The 16,968-nt window shown below is 70.1% G+C and carries 15 protein-coding genes; 13 read left to right on the forward strand and 2 right to left on the reverse strand.

Annotation, left to right across the window (positions count from 1 at the left end):
* Window positions 1–5 precede the first annotated feature (5 nt).
* From WMF31_RS25570 to WMF31_RS25605, 8 genes are all read left to right on the forward strand, one after another.
* Complete coding sequence (locus WMF31_RS25570; RefSeq protein WP_129347039.1) at window positions 6–1,850, forward strand: GldG family protein; 1,845 nt, start codon at window positions 6–8, stop codon at window positions 1,848–1,850.
* 26 nt (window positions 1,851–1,876) lie between these two features.
* Window positions 1,877–2,947 (forward strand): DUF4340 domain-containing protein, encoded by a 1,071-nt coding sequence (locus tag WMF31_RS25575; protein ID WP_436604448.1) that lies wholly within the window; start codon window positions 1,877–1,879, stop codon window positions 2,945–2,947.
* A gap of 476 nt (window positions 2,948–3,423) precedes the next feature.
* Window positions 3,424–5,235, forward strand: a complete 1,812-nt coding sequence (locus WMF31_RS25580) for a fatty acyl-AMP ligase (RefSeq protein WP_436604449.1) — start codon at window positions 3,424–3,426, stop codon at window positions 5,233–5,235.
* Window positions 5,222–6,106: a class I SAM-dependent methyltransferase gene (locus WMF31_RS25585; RefSeq protein WP_436604450.1), complete on the forward strand. Its 885-nt coding sequence runs from the start codon at window positions 5,222–5,224 to the stop codon at window positions 6,104–6,106. Before WMF31_RS25580 ends, WMF31_RS25585 begins: the two co-directional genes overlap by 14 nt.
* A gap of 12 nt (window positions 6,107–6,118) precedes the next feature.
* Window positions 6,119–6,361: an acyl carrier protein gene (locus WMF31_RS25590; protein WP_242516110.1), complete on the forward strand. Its 243-nt coding sequence runs from the start codon at window positions 6,119–6,121 to the stop codon at window positions 6,359–6,361.
* Window positions 6,358–7,236: an acyl-ACP desaturase gene (locus WMF31_RS25595; RefSeq protein WP_436604451.1), complete on the forward strand. Its 879-nt coding sequence runs from the start codon at window positions 6,358–6,360 to the stop codon at window positions 7,234–7,236. The genes WMF31_RS25590 and WMF31_RS25595 overlap by 4 nt, the downstream gene beginning before the upstream one ends.
* 22 nt (window positions 7,237–7,258) lie before the next feature.
* A complete protein-coding gene (locus WMF31_RS25600; protein WP_436604452.1) occupies window positions 7,259–8,581 on the forward strand; it encodes a beta-ketoacyl-[acyl-carrier-protein] synthase family protein in 1,323 nt (440 codons plus the stop codon).
* Between the two features lie 70 nt (window positions 8,582–8,651).
* On the forward strand, window positions 8,652–10,799 hold the full coding sequence (locus WMF31_RS25605) for a thioredoxin domain-containing protein (RefSeq protein ID WP_436604453.1): 2,148 nt from the start codon (window positions 8,652–8,654) through the stop codon (window positions 10,797–10,799).
* Here the strand turns inward: WMF31_RS25605 and WMF31_RS25610 are convergent.
* Together WMF31_RS25610 and WMF31_RS25615 are read right to left on the reverse strand one after the other, a co-directional pair.
* Complete coding sequence (locus tag WMF31_RS25610) at window positions 10,780–11,094, reverse strand: hypothetical protein (RefSeq protein ID WP_436604454.1); 315 nt, start codon at window positions 11,092–11,094, stop codon at window positions 10,780–10,782. The genes WMF31_RS25605 and WMF31_RS25610 overlap by 20 nt on opposite strands.
* Window positions 11,072–12,805: an OmpA family protein gene (locus tag WMF31_RS25615; protein WP_436604455.1), complete on the reverse strand. Its 1,734-nt coding sequence runs from the start codon at window positions 12,803–12,805 to the stop codon at window positions 11,072–11,074. Before WMF31_RS25615 ends, WMF31_RS25610 begins: the two co-directional genes overlap by 23 nt.
* A 254-nt stretch (window positions 12,806–13,059) precedes the next feature.
* Here WMF31_RS25615 and rpmH point away from each other — a divergent pair, with 254 nt between their 5' ends.
* From rpmH to WMF31_RS25640, 5 genes are all read left to right on the forward strand, one after another.
* On the forward strand, window positions 13,060–13,209 hold the full coding sequence (gene rpmH / locus WMF31_RS25620; RefSeq protein WP_012235155.1) for a 50S ribosomal protein L34: 150 nt from the start codon (window positions 13,060–13,062) through the stop codon (window positions 13,207–13,209).
* 9 nt (window positions 13,210–13,218) lie between these two features.
* Complete coding sequence (rnpA, locus tag WMF31_RS25625) at window positions 13,219–13,722, forward strand: ribonuclease P protein component (protein WP_436604456.1); 504 nt, start codon at window positions 13,219–13,221, stop codon at window positions 13,720–13,722.
* Window positions 13,723–13,798: 76 nt separating this feature from the next.
* Window positions 13,799–14,146 (forward strand): membrane protein insertion efficiency factor YidD, encoded by a 348-nt coding sequence (yidD, locus tag WMF31_RS25630; RefSeq protein ID WP_436604457.1) that lies wholly within the window; start codon window positions 13,799–13,801, stop codon window positions 14,144–14,146.
* Window positions 14,147–14,337: 191 nt separating this feature from the next.
* Entirely contained in the window at window positions 14,338–16,119 is a 1,782-nt protein-coding gene (gene yidC / locus WMF31_RS25635; RefSeq protein WP_436604458.1) for a membrane protein insertase YidC, read from the forward strand.
* On the forward strand, window positions 16,112–16,675 hold the full coding sequence (locus WMF31_RS25640; protein WP_436604459.1) for a protein jag: 564 nt from the start codon (window positions 16,112–16,114) through the stop codon (window positions 16,673–16,675). The genes yidC and WMF31_RS25640 overlap by 8 nt, the downstream gene beginning before the upstream one ends.
* The last annotated feature ends 293 nt before the right edge of the window (window positions 16,676–16,968 follow it).

The raw sequence follows: 16,968 nt of genomic DNA on the forward strand, positions 1-16,968 counted from the left end.
TACCCATGGAACGGAAAGCCAAAGCCGCGACGCAGACAGGCGTCTACCTGGCCATCGTGGCCGCCATCCTCGTGGTGGCCAACATCATCTCTTACAGCGCGTACAAGCGCTTCGATCTGACGAAGAACGAGCGCTTCACGCTGTCGAAGGGCTCCGCCCACCTCGTCCGCGAGGGGCTGAAGCAGGATCTCCAGATCGACGTCTACGTCACCCGCGGGCTCCCGAAGCACGAGGCGTTCATCCAGGACCTCACCGACCTGATGAACGAGTACGAGAAGGCCTCGAACGGCAAGCTCCACTACGCGGTCATCGAGGCGAAGACGGACGAGCAGCGCGCCGCCGCCAAGGAGGCGGGCCTCCAGGAGGCCGCGTTCGGCGAGGGCAGCGAGACCGGCCAGGACCAGACCACGATCTCCCGCGGGTTCATGGGGATCTCGTTCAAGTACGGCAGCGAGAAGGAGGCGATCCCGCTCCTCTCGCCCGACCAGTCGCAGGGCCTCGAGTTCTGGATCACGAACAAGATCCGCGAGCTGCGTGACCGCGCCGACAACATCAACCAGACGTTCGGCATCATCACCGGCAAGGACGAGATCAAGCTCAGCGATCCGAACCTCATCGCGGCCCAGCCGGGGCGGCCCGGCGGCCCGAACATGAAGGGCATCCTCGAGCAGGCGCTGCCGTTCTACAAGTTCGAGGACGTCGACCTGAAGGGCGGCGACAACGAGATCAACAAGGACCTCGTCGGGATCATCATCACCCAGCCCGGCAAGGAGTTCACCGAGAAGGAGCTGCGCCGCATCGACCAGTTCCTGATGCTCGGCAACAAGGCGCTCACCATCTTCGCCGGCGCGGTGAACCTCAAGGCGTCCGACCCGTCGATGAAGGCGACGCTGAACACGTGGGGCCTCGAGAAGCTGCTCGACGGCTACGGCATCGAGATGAAGAAGGAGGCGATCCTCGACTGGAGCCGCTCCCTGTCGATCCCGGTGCAGTCGCAGTCCGGCCAGCTCATGTGGTTCCGCGCGCCGGGCATCCTCCAGCTCCAGGAGGACAGCCGCTTCGAGGAGAACGAGCAGATCCTCGACTCGTCGTTCGCCGGGTTCTTCCGCCTGGGCGAGCTCGCCTTCCCGTTCCCCTCGCCCCTGGTCCCGCACCCGGAGAAGCAGCCCGAGGCCACGATGAAGGTCGTGGCGCGCTCGACCCCGAACGCCACGGTCGACGGGTCCGAGAACATCGACATGAAGTTCTCGACCGAGTGGAAGCCGAAGGGCGAGTTCGCGCAGCGCGCGATCGCGGTGACGCTCGAGGGCAAGATCAAGAGCGCCTTCGGCGGACAGGAGGCGCTCGGCATCTCGGCGCCCGCGGAGAGCGCCGACAAGAGCCGGATCCTCGTCATCTCGGCGTCGCAGTTCCTCGCGAACCCGTTCGCGCGGGCCGGCAACCCGCCCCCCATGCCGCCGCAGATGATGATGATGGGCGGGATGGGCGGCGACGAGGATCTGCAGATGCTCTCGCAGCCCTATGCGCAGAAGTACCTGACCAACACGATCCTCGCGCTCAAGAACACGCTCGACTGGATGGCGGGGGACAGCACGCTCCTCGCGGCCAGCGCGAAGCTGCTCGGCGAGACCAACCTCACCTACTCGGACATCGAGAAGCCGAAGCAAGAGGCCACCGACGACGAGGCCACCCTCGCCAGGAAGGCCGACGAGTACCGGGCGGAGCGCAAGCGCGTGCAGCAGCGCGTGCAGTGGACGCTCACGTTCCTGCCCGCGGCCCTCTTCGCGGCGTTCGGGCTGGTCCGGTGGCGGCGGCGCGAGAGCGCGCGCGAGAACATCTCGCTCGATTGAGCCAGAGCCATGGCGGGTGAAAGACCATGAAGACCGAGCACAAGATCTACGCCGCCCTCGTCATCCTCGCGCTCCTCGGGGTCGGCGTGTTCCTCACGCAGAAGAAGCAGAAGGAGCACCTCGCCGCGCACTCGGCCACGGCCGCGACCGCGGATCTTCCGAAGGTCGAGGTCACGAAGGACGACGTCGAGAAGATCACGAAGATCTCGATCAAGAACGCCGACAAATCCGACGTGACGCTCGAGAAGAAGGGCGACGCGTGGGAGGTCACGAAGCCGGTGAGCGCCAAGGCGCACCCGGCGAACGTGCGGAGCCTGCTCGACAACCTCAAGGAGCTCAAGCTCAAGGAGGTCATCGACCGGACGGCCGCCACCTACGAGCAGTACGAGCTCACCGACGAGAAGGCGCTCCACCTCGTGGCGCACAAGGGCGAGGAGAAGGCGCTCGACCTGTACCTCGGCAAGAGCGGCTCGCGCGGGCAGATGGCGCGCGTCGCCGGTCAGGACGGCGTGTACATCGTGGGCGGCTATTCGAGCTACCTCTACACGCGGGAGGCGAAGAACTGGCGCGAGAACTCGATCCTCAAGTTCGAGGACGAGAACGTGATCCAGGCCTCGATCGAGAACAAGAACGGCCTCATCAGCCTCTCGAAGAACGGCGACAAGTGGGCCGGCACGTACGCGGCCCGCAACAAGCTCGGCAAGCTCGGCGCGCCGTCCACGAAGTGGGAGAAGCTCGACGAGTCCAAGGTGAAGGACATGCTCCGCGCCTTCAAGAGCCTGGGCGCCGAGGACTTCGGCGACGAGAAGTCCGACACCGGGCTCGACGACCCGATCGAGCACGGCGGCGTCGTGACGATCAAGCTCAAGGACAACGCCGGTGACTTCACCATGAAGATCGGCAAGCGCGCGAAGGGGCAGAGCCGGTACGCCATCAAGGAGGGCGGAGACGGCACGATCTATGTGCTGTCGTCCTGGTCGGCCGACTGGGCCCTCGCGGAGCCGAGCAGGTTCGAGAAGACCGAGAAGAAGGACGAGAAGAAGGGCGATGACGCCCACGACGAGGCCGCGAGCCACACGGACCACGGCGACGAGTAACCGGCGACGTCGACCGTGAGCGCAGGAGGCGCCGGGACCCCGGCGCCTCTTCGCTTTTGTGCGCCGAGCGACCGCCCCGGTGGCGCTGAGGCCCCGGTGGCGCTGAGGTGGAGGGGGCCCTCTGGGGGCTCCCCTCCGGGGCCTGCGTTCCGGCGAGCCCCTGTCGTGGCTCGCCTGCACTCCGGCCCCTCCGGCGAGCCCCCAGAGGGCCCCCTCCACCTCAGCGCGGCGTCCGATACTTGACGTGAACTGACATTCGCACTTACGGGTCGATGTGACGAATTTTCGACGCACTCTGCGCACGATCTTTCGTCACGCCACATCCCCCCACACGGCGAAATCCAGCTCGATTCCCGTGATTCGACGTTTTCTGTTTGCTTTGGCCTGAATTTCGCTTATGGCTGCCCCTCACTGAAGTCCGGGTTGTCCCTGTCGGACGGCGCTTCACGTCCGGGCCGCCCGGATCCGAGAGAGCTATGCGAACGTTCGTCGAGGTCCTCCAGCAAAACGCGGCGCACGCCGATCGAGCCGTCCGGTTCGTTCGCAGCACGGGGGAGGAGCGATCGGTCACCTACGCCGAGCTCTGGCAGGAGGCGCGGCGGCGAGCTCACGCCCTGCGCAAGCTCGGGCTCGGCAAGGGCGACCGGGTCGCGCTGATCCTGGCCGAGGCCGATGAGTTCGTGCTGACGTTCGTGGGCGCGCTCACGGCAGGCATCGTCGCCGTCCCGATGTATCCGCCGCAGTCGCTGGCCAAGCTCGAGGCCTACAGCGAGACGGTGCAGCACATCCTGACCGCGTCCGGCGCGCGGGTGCTCGTCACGAACGAGCCGCTCAAGGCGATGATCGACGCCCACCTCGCCGCGGGCGCGGAGGGCGGCCCGCCCGGGCTGCGCGTCGTCCTCGAGCGCGATCTCCGCGAGCCCGAGGGGTTCGACGCCTCGGCGGCGGAGGACGCCCCGGGGGTGTCGCTCGACGACCTCGCGTTCCTGCAGTTCACGTCGGGGAGCACCTCGCGGCCCAAGGGCGTGATGGTGACGCACCGGAACCTGACGGTGAACAGCCACGCGATCATGTTCGACGGGCTGCGCTCCACCCCCGAGGATCGCGGCGTGAGCTGGCTGCCGCTCTACCACGACATGGGGCTCATCGGCTTCGTCATCGCCCCGCTGTACGCGCTGGTGCCGGTGATGTTCCTGCCCACGACGGCGTTCATCCGCCGCCCGTCGCTCTGGCTCGACGCGATCCACCGCTTCCGCGGCACGATCACCTTCGCGCCGAACTTCGCCTTCGCCCTCGCGACCCGCGCCGTCACCGACGCGCAGGCCGCGAGCTGGGACCTCTCCTGCCTGCGCGCGCTCGGGTGCGGGGCCGAGCCGATCCAGGCCGACGTCCTCCGCGCCTTCACGGACCGCTTCCGCAAGCACGGGCTCCGCCCGGAGAGCCTCCTGCCCTCGTACGGCATGGCCGAGGCCACGCTGGCGATCAGCTTCAGCGACCTCGACGCCCCGATCACCACCGATCGCGTGGACGTGAAGGCGATGCAGGCCGGCCAGGCGCGCCCCGCGAACGGCGGCGCGTCGCTGGAGCTCGTGTCCTGCGGCCGCCCCCTCCCCTGCCACGAGCTCATCATCGCGGGGCCCGGGGGCGCGCCGCTGGGCGAGCGCCAGGTGGGCGAGATCTGGGTGCGCGGGCCCAGCGTGGCGGCCGGGTACTTCAACGCGCCGGAGGAGACCGAGGCCACGTTCGGCGGAGGCTGGCTGCGGACCGGCGACCTCGGCTACCTGGCCGGCGGCGAGGTGTACATCTGCGGCCGCTCCAAGGACCTCATCATCCTGGGCGGCAAGAACTACTACCCCCAGGACATCGAGCGCGTCGCGTCCTCCGTCGAGGGGGTGCGCCACGGCCACTGCGCGGCGTTCTCGTGCCTCACGGCGTCGGGCGCCGAGCGCGCGGTCGTGGTCGCCGAGGTCAAGCGCAGCGCGCCCGGCGTCGCGCAGGCGGTCATCCAGGCCGTGCGCGCCGAGATCGGCGTCCAGATCGCCGAGGTCGTCCCGATCAAGCGGGGGACGCTGGCGAAGACGTCGAGCGGCAAGGTGCGGCGCCGCGAGATGAAGCGGCGCTACGAGGCCGGCGAGCTGGAGCTCGCCTCGGACGCGGACGAGGAGGGCCTCACGCCGCCACCCCATGCCGACGCGGACCGCACGGGCGGCGCGGCGGCGCGAACCGAAGGGGGCCGCGCGGGCGGCGCCCCGGCACGTGTCGAAGGAGCTATCGATGGGATCCAGTAAGGCCGAGGTCGAGGTCAGCTACGACGTCTCGAACGAGTTCTTCAGGCTATGGCTCGACGAGCGCATGAACTACACCTGCGCCGTCTACGAGTCCCCCGAGCAGTCGCTCGAGGCCGCGCAGCTGAACAAGCTCCGGGTCCTCTCGGACTTCGCGAAGGTGACGCCCGAGAAGAAGGTCCTCGACATCGGCTGCGGCTGGGGCGCGGCGCTCGAGTACGTGGTGACGGCGCGCGGCGTGAAGCGCGCGGTCGGCGTCACCCTCTCCACGGCGCAGGCCGCGGAGGTGAACGCCCGCAAGATCCCCGGCGTCGAGGTGGTCGGCGGCGATTTCCGGACCTTCACGACGGACGAGCGCTTTGACAGCCTCATCTCCATCTGCATGATCGACCACCTCTGCTCGCCCGAGGAGGCGCGGCAGGGCAAGGCGGTCGACATCTACCGGGCATACTTCAAGAAGGCCTGGGAGCTCACGAACAAGGGCGCCTGGTTCGGGCTCCAGACGATCCTCCGCAACAGGACGCCCCGGATGACGCCCTGGGGCGCGCTCCCCGCCGGCACGAAGAAGGAGCTCGAGGACATCTATTTCTGCACCCGCGAGATCTTCCCGGGCGGCCTGAACCCGCGGCTCGAGGACATCATCCAGGCGGTGAACCCCTACTGGGAGGTGATGCAGGTCAACACGCGGCGCGAGCACTACCAGCGCACCACCGCGGAGTGGCTCCGCCGGCTCAGGCTGAACGAGAAGACCATCCGGTCGACGTGGGGGGACAAGGTCTTCGACGACTACGATCGTTACCTGTCGACGTGCGTGAACGCGTTCGACAAGCACTACAGCTCCCTCGCTCAATACGAGCTTCGCAGGATCGACTGAACCATGACGGACATGACCAAGCTTCTCGAGATGTTCAAGACGGTTGCCGCCCGCGTGGACAAGCGCGAGTTCCCCGACGTCACCTCGACCTCGGTGATCACGGAGCTCGGCATCGACTCGCTGTCGATGATGCAGATCGTCGGAGAGATGGAGACCGAGCTCGGGATCATGATCCCCGACGAGGATCTGGTCGAGCTCATCACGGTGGGCGACCTCTGCAAGAAGGTGGGGGAGCGCCTGGAGGCGAGCGCATGAGCCGGCTGGAGGAGAAGATCTTCCGGGAGTACATGACGTTCTTCGAGAAGGCGGAGCGCGAGCGCCGCTGGAACGTCTTCCAGGACATCCCCTGGGACCGCGTGAACCCGGGCGCGAGCGAGGAGCTCGCGCTCTGCGCGGAGACGTTCTGCTCGGTGGAGATGTACCTGCCCGACTACGTGGCGAACGGCATCAACCTCGTGCGGAGCTACTTCGGTCAGGCGTGGTTCCAGGCCAACTGGGCCTACGAGGAGTCGAAGCACTCGCTCACGCTGATGCAGTACCTCCTGCGCTCCGGCAAGCGCACCGAGGAGCAGCTCTCGGATCTGCAGCACAGGATCCTCGGCAAGCAGTGGAACCTCCCGTTCCACACGCCGCGGCAGATGACGTTCTACGGCTGCGTGCAGGAGATGGCGACGTTCGTCATCTACGTGAAGCACCGCGAGCGGGCCGGGGCGGAGAACGACGAGTGCCTGCGGACGATCTACGATTTCATCGCCCGCGACGAGATCGCCCATTGCCGCTTCTACCAGAGCGTGATCAAGGTGCTGCTCGAGGAGGACCGGCCGGGGACGCTCGCCGACATGGCGCACGTGTTCGCGAACTTCGAGATGCCGGGCGTCGGGCTCGTCCCCGACTACGACGCGCGCATCCTGAAGATGCGCGAGGCCGGCATCGATCGGGGCGTGTTCATCCAGAAGGTGTACATGCCGATCCTCAAGTACCTCGGGGTGAGCCGGCACGAGATGCTCGCCGCCCAGCGCGCCGCGCTCGATCTGCGCCGCGAGGGCGAGCGCCGCCGCGACACGTCGATCGAGGGCCTCGCGCCCGCCTCCACCCTGGGCGACGCCGCGCCGCACGCGCTGTCCGCCTGAAGCCCCCTCACCGAGAAGCCCGATGCGAAGGCGCGTCGTCGTGACCGGGATCGGCGCTGTCTGCCCGCTGGGCAACGACGTCGCGACCACCTGGCAGAACCTGCTCGCCGGCCGCTCCGGCGTGGACTACATCCGCGATTTCCCCGTCGAGAAGCTCCGCAGCGACATCGCCGCCAGCGTGAAGGGGTTCGACGTCGGCCAGTACCTGTCCCCCAAGGAGGCGGACATCTACGGCCGGGTGACCCACCTGAGCCTCGCGGCCGCGGTGGAGGCGCTGCGCCAGGCCGGCATCGCGCCGATCCAGCGCGCCCCGGCGACGGACGGCGAGGCGGCGGAGGGCGCGGGCCCGAGGGCGAACGGCCCCTCGCCGGCCGCCGCCGCGGCCAGCGGGCTGGATCGGACCCGCGTCGGGTGCCTGATGTCGACCGGCATGGGCTCGGTCGAGATCTTCGAGGAGCAGGTCGCCCGGAGCGCGGCGCGCGGGCCGAGGGCGGTGTCGCCCTTCTTCATCCCGGGCGTCATGCCGAACGGCGCCGCGGCGCTCATCTCCATGCGCTACGGGCTGATGGGGCCGTCCTACAGCCTCGCGAGCGCGTGCGCGACGGGCACCCACTCGATCGCCACCAGCGCGCTGATGATCGAGGCGGGCGAGGCCGACGTCATGGTCGCCGGGGGCGCCGAGGCCGCCACGCGGCTCAACACCGTCGCGGGGTTCGGCAACGCGAAGGCGCTCGCGCGCGCCGTCGACGGCGATCCGGCGCGCGCGAGCCGGCCGTTCGACCGGCGCCGCCAGGGCTTCGTGATGGGCGAGGGCGCGGGCGCCCTCGTGCTCGAGGAGGAGCAGCACGCGCGGGCGCGCGGCGCGAGGCCGCTCGCCTTCGTGACCGGGTTCGGGATGACCACGGACGCGGAGCACCTCACGCGGCCGCACGCGGAGGGGCTCGGCCTCGCGCTCTCGCTGGAGCGCGCCCTCGCGCGGGCGGCGATCGCGCCCGAGGCGATCGGGTACATCAACCCGCACGCGACCTCGACGCAGCAGGGCGACGCCGCGGAGATCCTCGCGCTGCGGCGCGTGTTCGGCGAGCGCCTCGCGCGCATCCCGATCTCGGCGTCGAAGTCGATGCTCGGCCACCTGCTCGGCGGCGCCGGCGCCGTGGAGACGATCGCCGTCGTGTGCGCGCTGCGCGACCAGCTGCTGCACCCGTCGATCAACGTCGACGAGCTCGATCCGGGGACCTCCCTGGACGTCGTGCGCGAGCGGCGGGCGGTCGACGTGCGCTACGCGGTGAAGTGCTCGGCGGGCTTCGGCGGACACAACTGCTCGCTGGTGCTGGAGCGGGCGTAGCCGCGGCGCCCCCCCGGCGCCGCGCCCGTCACGGCTGGCGGTCCCCGTCACGCGGCGCTAGGTGGGCTGCATGGCAGCCCGCACGAACCGGCTCGCGAACGAGTCGTCGCCGTACCTCCTGCAGCACGCCCGCAACCCGGTCGAGTGGTACCCGTGGGGGCCCGAGGCCCTGGACCTCGCGCGGCGGGAGGACAGGCCGATCCTCCTGTCCATCGGCTACGCCGCGTGCCACTGGTGCCACGTGATGGAGCGCGAGTCGTTCGAGGACGAGGCGATCGCCAGGCGCATGAACGAGCTGTTCGTGAACGTCAAGGTCGACCGCGAGGAGCGGCCCGATCTCGATCACATCTACCAGCTCGTGGTGCAGCTCCTCGGCCGGAGCGGCGGCTGGCCGCTGACGGCGTTCCTCACCCCCGATCAGCGCCCCTTCTTCGCGGGGACCTATTTCCCGCCGCAGGACCGGTACGGCATGCCCGGGTTCCCGAAGGTCCTCGACGCGGTGTCCGACGCGTACCGGAACCGGCGCGGCGAGGTCGAGCAAACGGCGCAGGAGATCGCCCAGGCGATCGAGCGCGCGCAGCGGGCGCCGGCGCTCGCCGCGGCGGCGCCGAGCGTCGGCCAGGGCGAGTCCTCCGACCTGCTCCGGCGCGCGTCGCGGCAGCTGCTCGCGCGCTTCGACGACCGCCACGGCGGGTTCGGGACGCGGCCGAAGTTCCCGAACACGATGTCGCTCGACGTGCTGCTCCGCCGCGGCGCGCTGGAGGGCGATCGCGTCGCGGCGGAGAGCGTCGAGCTCGCGCTCGACAGGATGCGCGAGGGCGGCATCTGGGACCACCTGCGCGGCGGGTTCCACCGCTACTCGACCGACGAGCGCTGGCTCGTGCCCCACTTCGAGAAGATGCTCTACGACAACGCGCTCCTCCTGCGCCTGTACGTCGACGGCTTCCGCGCGTTCGGTAAGCCGATCTACGCCGAGACGGCGCGCGAGCTCGTCGGCTACCTCTTCGCGGAGATGCGCGACGCGGAGGGCGGGTTCTACGCGTCGCAGGACGCCGACTCCGAGGGGAGCGAGGGCAAGTTCTTCGTCTGGACGCTCGAGCAGCTGCGCGCGGCCGTGGGCGACGATCCGCTCGCGTACGACGTGGCCCGCCTCGTCTTCGGCATCACCGCGGAGGGCAACTTCGAGCAGACCGGCGCGACGGTGCTCTCGCAGCACCGCACGGTGGAGCAGGCCGCGGCGGTCCTCGCGCCCGACGCCGGGCAGGGCGCCGCGGCGCACCTCGAGCGCTGCCGCGAGGCGCTCGCGCGCGCGAAGGCCAGGATGCTCGCGGCGCGCGAGGCGAGGCCCCGACCGGCGCGCGACGACAAGGTGCTCGCGAGCTGGAACGGGCTGCTCATCGGGGCGCTCGCCGACGCGGGCCGGGCGCTCGACGAGCCCGCCTGGGTCGACGCCGCGGCGCGCGCGTTCGCCCTGCTCGAGCGGAAGCTCGTCCGCGGCGGCCGCGTCGGCCGCTACCTGAAGGACGGCGCCCCCGGGGGCGCGAAGGCCGAGCGCGGCGGCGCGGCCGCGGACGACGTGCGGCCCGGGTTCCTGGACGACCAGGCGTACCTCGGCAACGCCGCGCTCGACCTCTACGAGGCGACCTCCGACCCGCGCTACATCGAGGTCGCGCGCGCGATCGCCGACGCGATGCTCGCCCACCACTGGGACGAGGCGGTGAGCGGCTTCTACTTCACGCCGGACGACGGCGACGCGCTGATCGCGCGCACGCAGGACGTCTTCGACCAGGCGGTGCCCTCGTCCGCCTCGATGGCCGCGCTCCTCTGCCTGCGCCTCTCCGAGGTGGCCGACGAGCGCTACCTCTCGCCCGCGGAGCGTCAGCCCGTGGCGCTCGCGCCGACGGCGGTCGAGAACCCCATCGGGTTCGGGCAGACGGTGTGCGTGCTGGATCGCCTGCTGCGCGGCGGCGTGACGGTCGTCGTGCTCGGCGACGCGGCGGCAGCCGGCGACCTCACGCGCGAGGCGTTCAAGGCCTACCTGCCGAACCGGCTGATCGCCGTCGTGGATCCGGCGCGGCCGGCGAGCGCCGCGGCGGCCAGGGTCGCCGCCGAAGGGAAGCCCGCGCGTCCAGGGACGGCCGTGGCCTATGTTTGCCGCGGACGGACCTGCTCGGCGCCGGTGACGACGCCGGCCGAGCTCAGGGCGCTGCTGCGGTAGTGCGGCACGCGCGGACGTCGCACGAGCCCGGGCCGGGGGCGCGCCTGCAGGTGCACTCCGAGACCGGGCCGGGCGCGTGGGTCTGCGCGCACCCGCGGCCGAAGCCCTCGGCGCGGGCGTCGCTCGGCGAGCAGACCTCCACGTCGAGCTTCGCGTCGTCGTCGAAGTCCGTGACGAAGGTGCAGTTGCACAGGTAGGGCGCGCCCTGCTCGGGGCGGCAGGCGTGCGAGAGCAGCGCGTAGAGCAGCAGCGCTCCCGCGCGCGCCCCCTGGCTACGGCGTGACCGTGGTGCCACCGGCGTTGTTGCCCTCGGCGTTGCTGTCGCGGATGTGGAACTCGACACGGCGGTTCTTCTGGCGCCCCTCGGCGGTGTTGTTGTCCGCGATCGGGCGCCTCGGCCCGAAGCCCGCCGCCGTGAGCCGCTCGGGGTCGATGCCGCCCCGCTCGATCAGGTACGTCCTCACCGAGTGGGCGCGGTCGTTCGAGAGCCGCTCGTTGAGCGCGTCCGAGCCGCGGTTGTCCGTGTGCCCCTCGATCGCGACCAGCGTGATCTCGGGGTTCACCTTGAGCAGCCGCACGACCTCGTCGAGGATGCCATAGCTGTTCGGCAGGATCCTCGCGCTGCCGGTCGCGAACTGGACCTGCTTCAGGATCTGGATCTCGCTCGACCCCGTGATGCGACGGATGAACTGCGGGCAGCCGTTCTTCGCCGGCTCGGGGCTCGGCTGGCCCGGCTCCTTCGGGCAGGCGTCCTTCGCGTCGGCGATCTCGTCCTGATCGGCGTCGTCCTCCGGGCAGCCGTCGCGGTCGTCGATCTTGTCGAAATCCTCGGGCTGATCCGGGCACTTGTCGCGCGAGTCCGGGATGCCGTCGCCGTCGCGATCGGGCAGCGCCGGGCAGCCGTCGTCGGTGTTCGGCGGCTTGCCGTCCTCGGGATCCGTCGGGCAGAGGTCGATGTCGTCAGGGAGGCCGTCCTTGTCCGTGTCCACGTTGCGCGGCGGGGCGGCCGTGAACCGCTTGCCGGGCGACATGGGCTCGACGTCCTTGATGCCGAACGAGTAGCCGACCACCGCGACCGCCCGGAAATCCGGCGCATAGCCCCCGGTGAGCCGCGTTCCGGCGCCGAGCCCGAGCCACCCCTTCTTCTTCTGGTCGAGCGCGAGCCGCCCCTCGGCCATCCACTCCAGCGGGGTGTTGTCCCCGGTGAACGTCGTGCCCCGCCCGAGCCCGGTCGAGCCGAAGAGCTGCGCGCCGAGCCGCAGCTTCCCGTCCCGGAGCGGCACGAACCCGCCGACGCCCCAGGTCCACTCGTTCGAGACGTTGAAGTCGTTCAGCGACGAGAACGGGCGGAAATGCAGGCCGGTGTTGACGACCACGAACATGGATTTGAGGTCGAACTCGCCCGACACCCCGATGCTGCCGCTCGCGCCCTTGTCGCCCGCGAACGACACCGCGTTGCCCGTCGGCACCCACACCGACGTGTTGACGCCGAGCGAGAAGAAGCGATCGTCGGTGCGGTACAGGGCCGCGCGCGCGTCGAGCCGCAGATCCATGAGCGCGACGGCCGAGGGGCTCGCCGCGTCCCGCGCGCCCGCGACGCCCGAGTCGTTCGTCTGGTTGCTCGTCTGGAAGGCGATGATCGGCAGCCCCACCTGGACGCCGAAGCGGCCGAGGAACTCGACGCCTCCATTGAGGTAGGTGATGAGCTGCGAGGACACCGGCGCGCCGTGCTCTCGGCTGAACTGCGCGGCGGCGCGCTCGTCGTTCAGCATGTTCTCGACCCGGAAGGGGTTGAGCCCGAAGCCGAGCCCGGCCTGCCCGAAGAAGCGCGTCTCCGACGCCACCTGCGGCCGCCAGAGCGCGATCGAGTCGTCGGGCGCCCCGGCCACGGTGAGCCGGTCCAGGTAGAACGTCCTGACCTGCGCGCTCGCTGGCAACACCCCCAGGAAGAGCGCTCCCGCCGCAGCCGCGGTCAGCGCGCGCCGCTTGACGCTCCGCGCAGTCACGTGCTGCTTCTCCCCCGCTTGTCCTCCGGTGCGCCTCAAATTCCCTCCTGTGACCCCTCAGAACGGCTGTCGCGGTCGATCTGAGGCTACACGCTACACCAGGCGCCCAGAAAGGAGAGAGAGAACGGCAAAACCGGACCGCGCGGCGTCGACTGGTGTTGACCTGGGCCGGAGGTCGTGCTTTCTTGCGCGCCCGCTCGACGTGCGGCCTGGTGCCGCCGTTCGCGGCCCACGACGCCAAGGGACCACTAGCCATGAAGCGCACCTACCAGCCCCATAACACCCGCCGCGCCCGGACCCACGGCTTCCGTGCGCGCATGGCGACCGCCGGCGGTCGCAAGGTCATCAACAACCGCCGCCGCAAGGGCCGCGCCCGGCTCGCGCCCACCATCTACAAGAAGTAACGCGGCGTGATGACGGAAGCGCCCAGGCGCTCGTCGTCGGCAGCAGCGTCCTTCCCGCGCGCGAAGCGCATCCGCAAGCGGGCCGATTTCGTCCGCATCCAGACCGGTGGCCACCGCGTCACCACCCGCCACCTCCTGCTCCTCGTCGCGGCCCCCGCGGCCGCGCCCCCCCGCACCGGACAAGAGGGCGCCCCGCTCGGGCCGCCGGGCGGTCCGCGGCTGGGCCTCGTCGCCTCTCGCAAGGTCGGCGGCGCCGTGGACCGGAACCGCGCGAAGCGCCTGCTGAGGGAGGCTTTTCGCAGGTTCCCGGAGCTCTTCCCGGAGGGGGTCGACGTCGTGGTGATCCTGCGCGCAGGCGCCGGGTCGCTCGGCCTGGGGGACGTGCTCGCGGAGCTGCGCAGCGTGGCCCCGGTGCTCCGTCGCCGGGCGCGGGACGCCCTCGCCGCGGGGCCGCCCCTCGCCGGCGCGCCCGCGCGCGGCGCCTCCAGCGCAGAGCCGGCCGGCTCCAGATGATCCAGAGGAAGAGCGGGCGCCGCCTTGCGTCGCGGTGCGCCACGCCCCAAGATCCCGGCTCTCCCACCGGCCTCCCATGCTGGCGAAGCTCCTCCTCGCGCTGATCCGCGCCTACCAGATGACGCTCTCCAGGCTCATCCTGGCGGCGATGGGCCCGGTCTGCCGGTTCGAGCCGTCGTGCTCCCGCTACGCCGCGGCCTGCATCCTCGGCCACGGGGCGCTTCGGGGGAGCTTGCTTTCGCTCAAACGACTGTGTAGGTGTCACCCGTTTCATCCGGGCGGGTTCGACCCTCCTCCACCACCTCGTCTCCGCCTTGACGCGGCGGCGCGGAGGCTACCGCAACGGGACGTGGACCCGCGGGATACGGCACGCTGTTCGTCTTCTGGCACCACGGGCACGGAGCTCGCCTCGCACCTCCGGTGAGAGGGCTCCAGCAGCCGGGCCAATCTCATGGACTGATCCCGCTCGACCCTCGACACGACCCTGGCGGCGCGGCGCCCGAAAAGCCACGGAGCGGACCCCCTCGGAGCGACCCTGGGCAGCCTCGTGAGGCGTCATGAGACTCTCAGCAGCGAAGGGCGCGGATCGAGATCCTGGGACCGACGAAGGACTTCATGGAACGCAGCAATATCGTCAAATGGCTGTTCCTCGGCCTTGCCATCTTCATGTTCATCCAGTTTGGCAAGCCGCTCCTCTTCGGCGACGCCGCGGAGCAGCTCCAGCCGCTCGACGTGAACGACAGCACCGCCCCGGCCGAACGCGCTCCGGCGGAGGCGTGCGTCATCACCGGGGATCGCTTCAAGGCCGAGCTGTCCACCCGGGGCGGGTCGCTCCGGCACCTCTGGATGACCGATCCGAAGTACACGATCGGGAACGGCGAGCCCACGCCGATGAACCTGGTCACGACCTCGCTCGAGTCGCGGATGCCCCTCAGGACGGACCTGCGCCTGCCCGGCGGCGACGCGCAGCAGGTGCCGTTCGATGACCTCGACTGGAAGCTCTCGGCGCAGGACGGCAAGAGCTGCACCTTCACGTACACCGACGAGGCGACGCGGCTGACCAAGGTCGTCGCCGCCACCGGGCGCCCGTTCGAGCTCACGCTGCAGATGACGGTCGAGAACCTCGGCCAGGAGCCGCGCAAGCACCGGCTCGCCGTCGAGCAGACCGCCTGGCGAACCCAGAAGGACACGGAGGGCAGCCTCGGCCTGATCTCGGAGTGGGTCACGGAGACGGTCGCGGCGACCGACCAGACGACCGAGCGCCAGATGCCGGACGCCTTCGAGCCGGACGATTTCAAGGACCCGGAGTTCACCCCCGAGCGCTGGCGGCGCACGCCGGGCGCCGCGCGGTTCGTCGCGGTCTCGAGCAGCTACTTCACCAAGGTCGCGCTCCCGATCGAGGGGCCCGCGGCGCCAGCGGCCGAGACGCAGATCGAAGAGGTCTGGGACACGTCGAGGTTCGCGCAGAAGTCCAGCGACCCGACCTTCGGGCACATCTACCGCGCGCGGCTCGCCTATCCGGAGCACGAGCTCGCGCCCGGCGGCTCGGTGACCTACAAGGTCCTCTCCTTCACCGGCCCGAAGGAGCGCGATCTGCTCGCCGCCGTCGGCCACGGGGCGAGCGAGGTCATCAACCTCGGCTGGTTCTCGCCGATCGCCAAGCTCCTCGTCTCGTATCTCTACGTCCTCTATCGCGCGGTCGGCAGCTGGGGCTGGGCCATCTGCCTGCTCACCATCACCGTCCGGATCCTGCTCTTCCCGCTGAGCATCCAGCAGATCAAGAGCGCCGCGGCGATGCGCAAGCTCAAGCCGGAGATGGACGAGATCAACGCGAGGTACAAGGACGACCCCACCCAGCGCGGCCTCGCGATGCAGGAGCTCTGGCGCAAGAACAAGGTCGCGAACCCGGTCGTCGGCTGCTTCCCGATGCTGCTCCAGATGCCGGTGTGGTTCGCGCTGTACACCGCGCTGCAGACCGCGGTGGAGCTCTACCACACCCCGTTCGGCCCCGTGATCCCGGACCTGTCGGCGCCGGGGAAGTACTACATCATCCCGATCATCCTCGGCGCCTCGAGCTTCATCCAGCAGAAGCTCATGCCCCCGCAGGGCGACCCGGCGCAGCAGAAGATGATGCTGTACCTGATGCCCGGCATCTTCACCGCGATGATGCTCTTCCTCCCGGCCGGCCTCGGCGTGTACATGCTGACGAACACCTGGCTCGGTATCGGGCAACAGGTGCTCGTGGAGCGGTATCTCAAGGCGAAGGACGAGCGGTCCGGCGGCATCGAGGTGAGGGAGGTCGCGAGCGCGGAGCCCCAATCCGCCACGAAGAAGACTCAGGGCGACGACAAGTCGGCGCCTGCTCTCGGAAAGGGAAAAGCACGTGTCCGTGGATAGTGAAGCTGCCGACAGGGGAATCGACGCGGCGGACGTCGATGCAGAGGCGCAGGGCGCTGACGACGCGGCCGGGGCCGAGTTCGTGGAGGATGGGCGCGCCGACGTCGCGCTCGACTTCGTGATCGACGTGCTCGCGGCGATGGGCATGGACTGCACCGTCGATCTCCTCGAGAACGAGGAGGACGATCCGCCCGAGGAGATCCGCCTCGAGATCGAGGGGAAGGACGCGGGCCGCGTGATCGGCAAGAAGGGGCAGACGCTCGCGGCGCTGCAGTTCCTCGCCAACCGCGTGATCAACCGGCCCGGCAAGAAGCGGCGCCACGTGATCATCGACGCCGAGGGCTACCGGCAGCGCCGCGAGGACACGCTCTCTTCCATGGCGCGGAGGCTGGGCAAGCAGGCGGTCGAGGAGGGCAAGATCATCACCTTCGAGCCGATGAACCCGCAGGACCGGCGCGTCGTCCACCTGGCGCTCGCGAAATTCCCCGGCGTCGTCACGAAGAGCGACGGCGAGGGCGAGGCGCGCCGCGTGCAGATCATCCCCGTCCGCCGCTGAGGCGGCCGGCGCGCCCCGCCGAGCCCGTGCGTGACGCACCCGCGCATCGGACGTCACGCGGAACCCAGCGTTGACACCGGATCGCCCGCATGCATAATGCCGCACCTCTCCGGTACCCCCCGGAGGGGAGCGTGGGCTGCGCTCGCGCCCGTGCTCCCGGAACGCAACCGGGCCGCACCGTGCGCTCACGGCGTGAAGCACGGGAGCCTCGTGCACGGCGCCCGCTCCGCCCAACGCAGTCCACCCACGGCGGCGGTCCTGGCCCCTCTTGAGCAGGGGACCGCGACGACGGA

Origin of the sequence: Sorangium sp. So ce1036 (assembly GCF_051369805.1) — a bacterium.
GTDB classification, from domain to species: Bacteria; Myxococcota_A; Polyangia; order Polyangiales; family Polyangiaceae; genus Sorangium; species Sorangium cellulosum_F.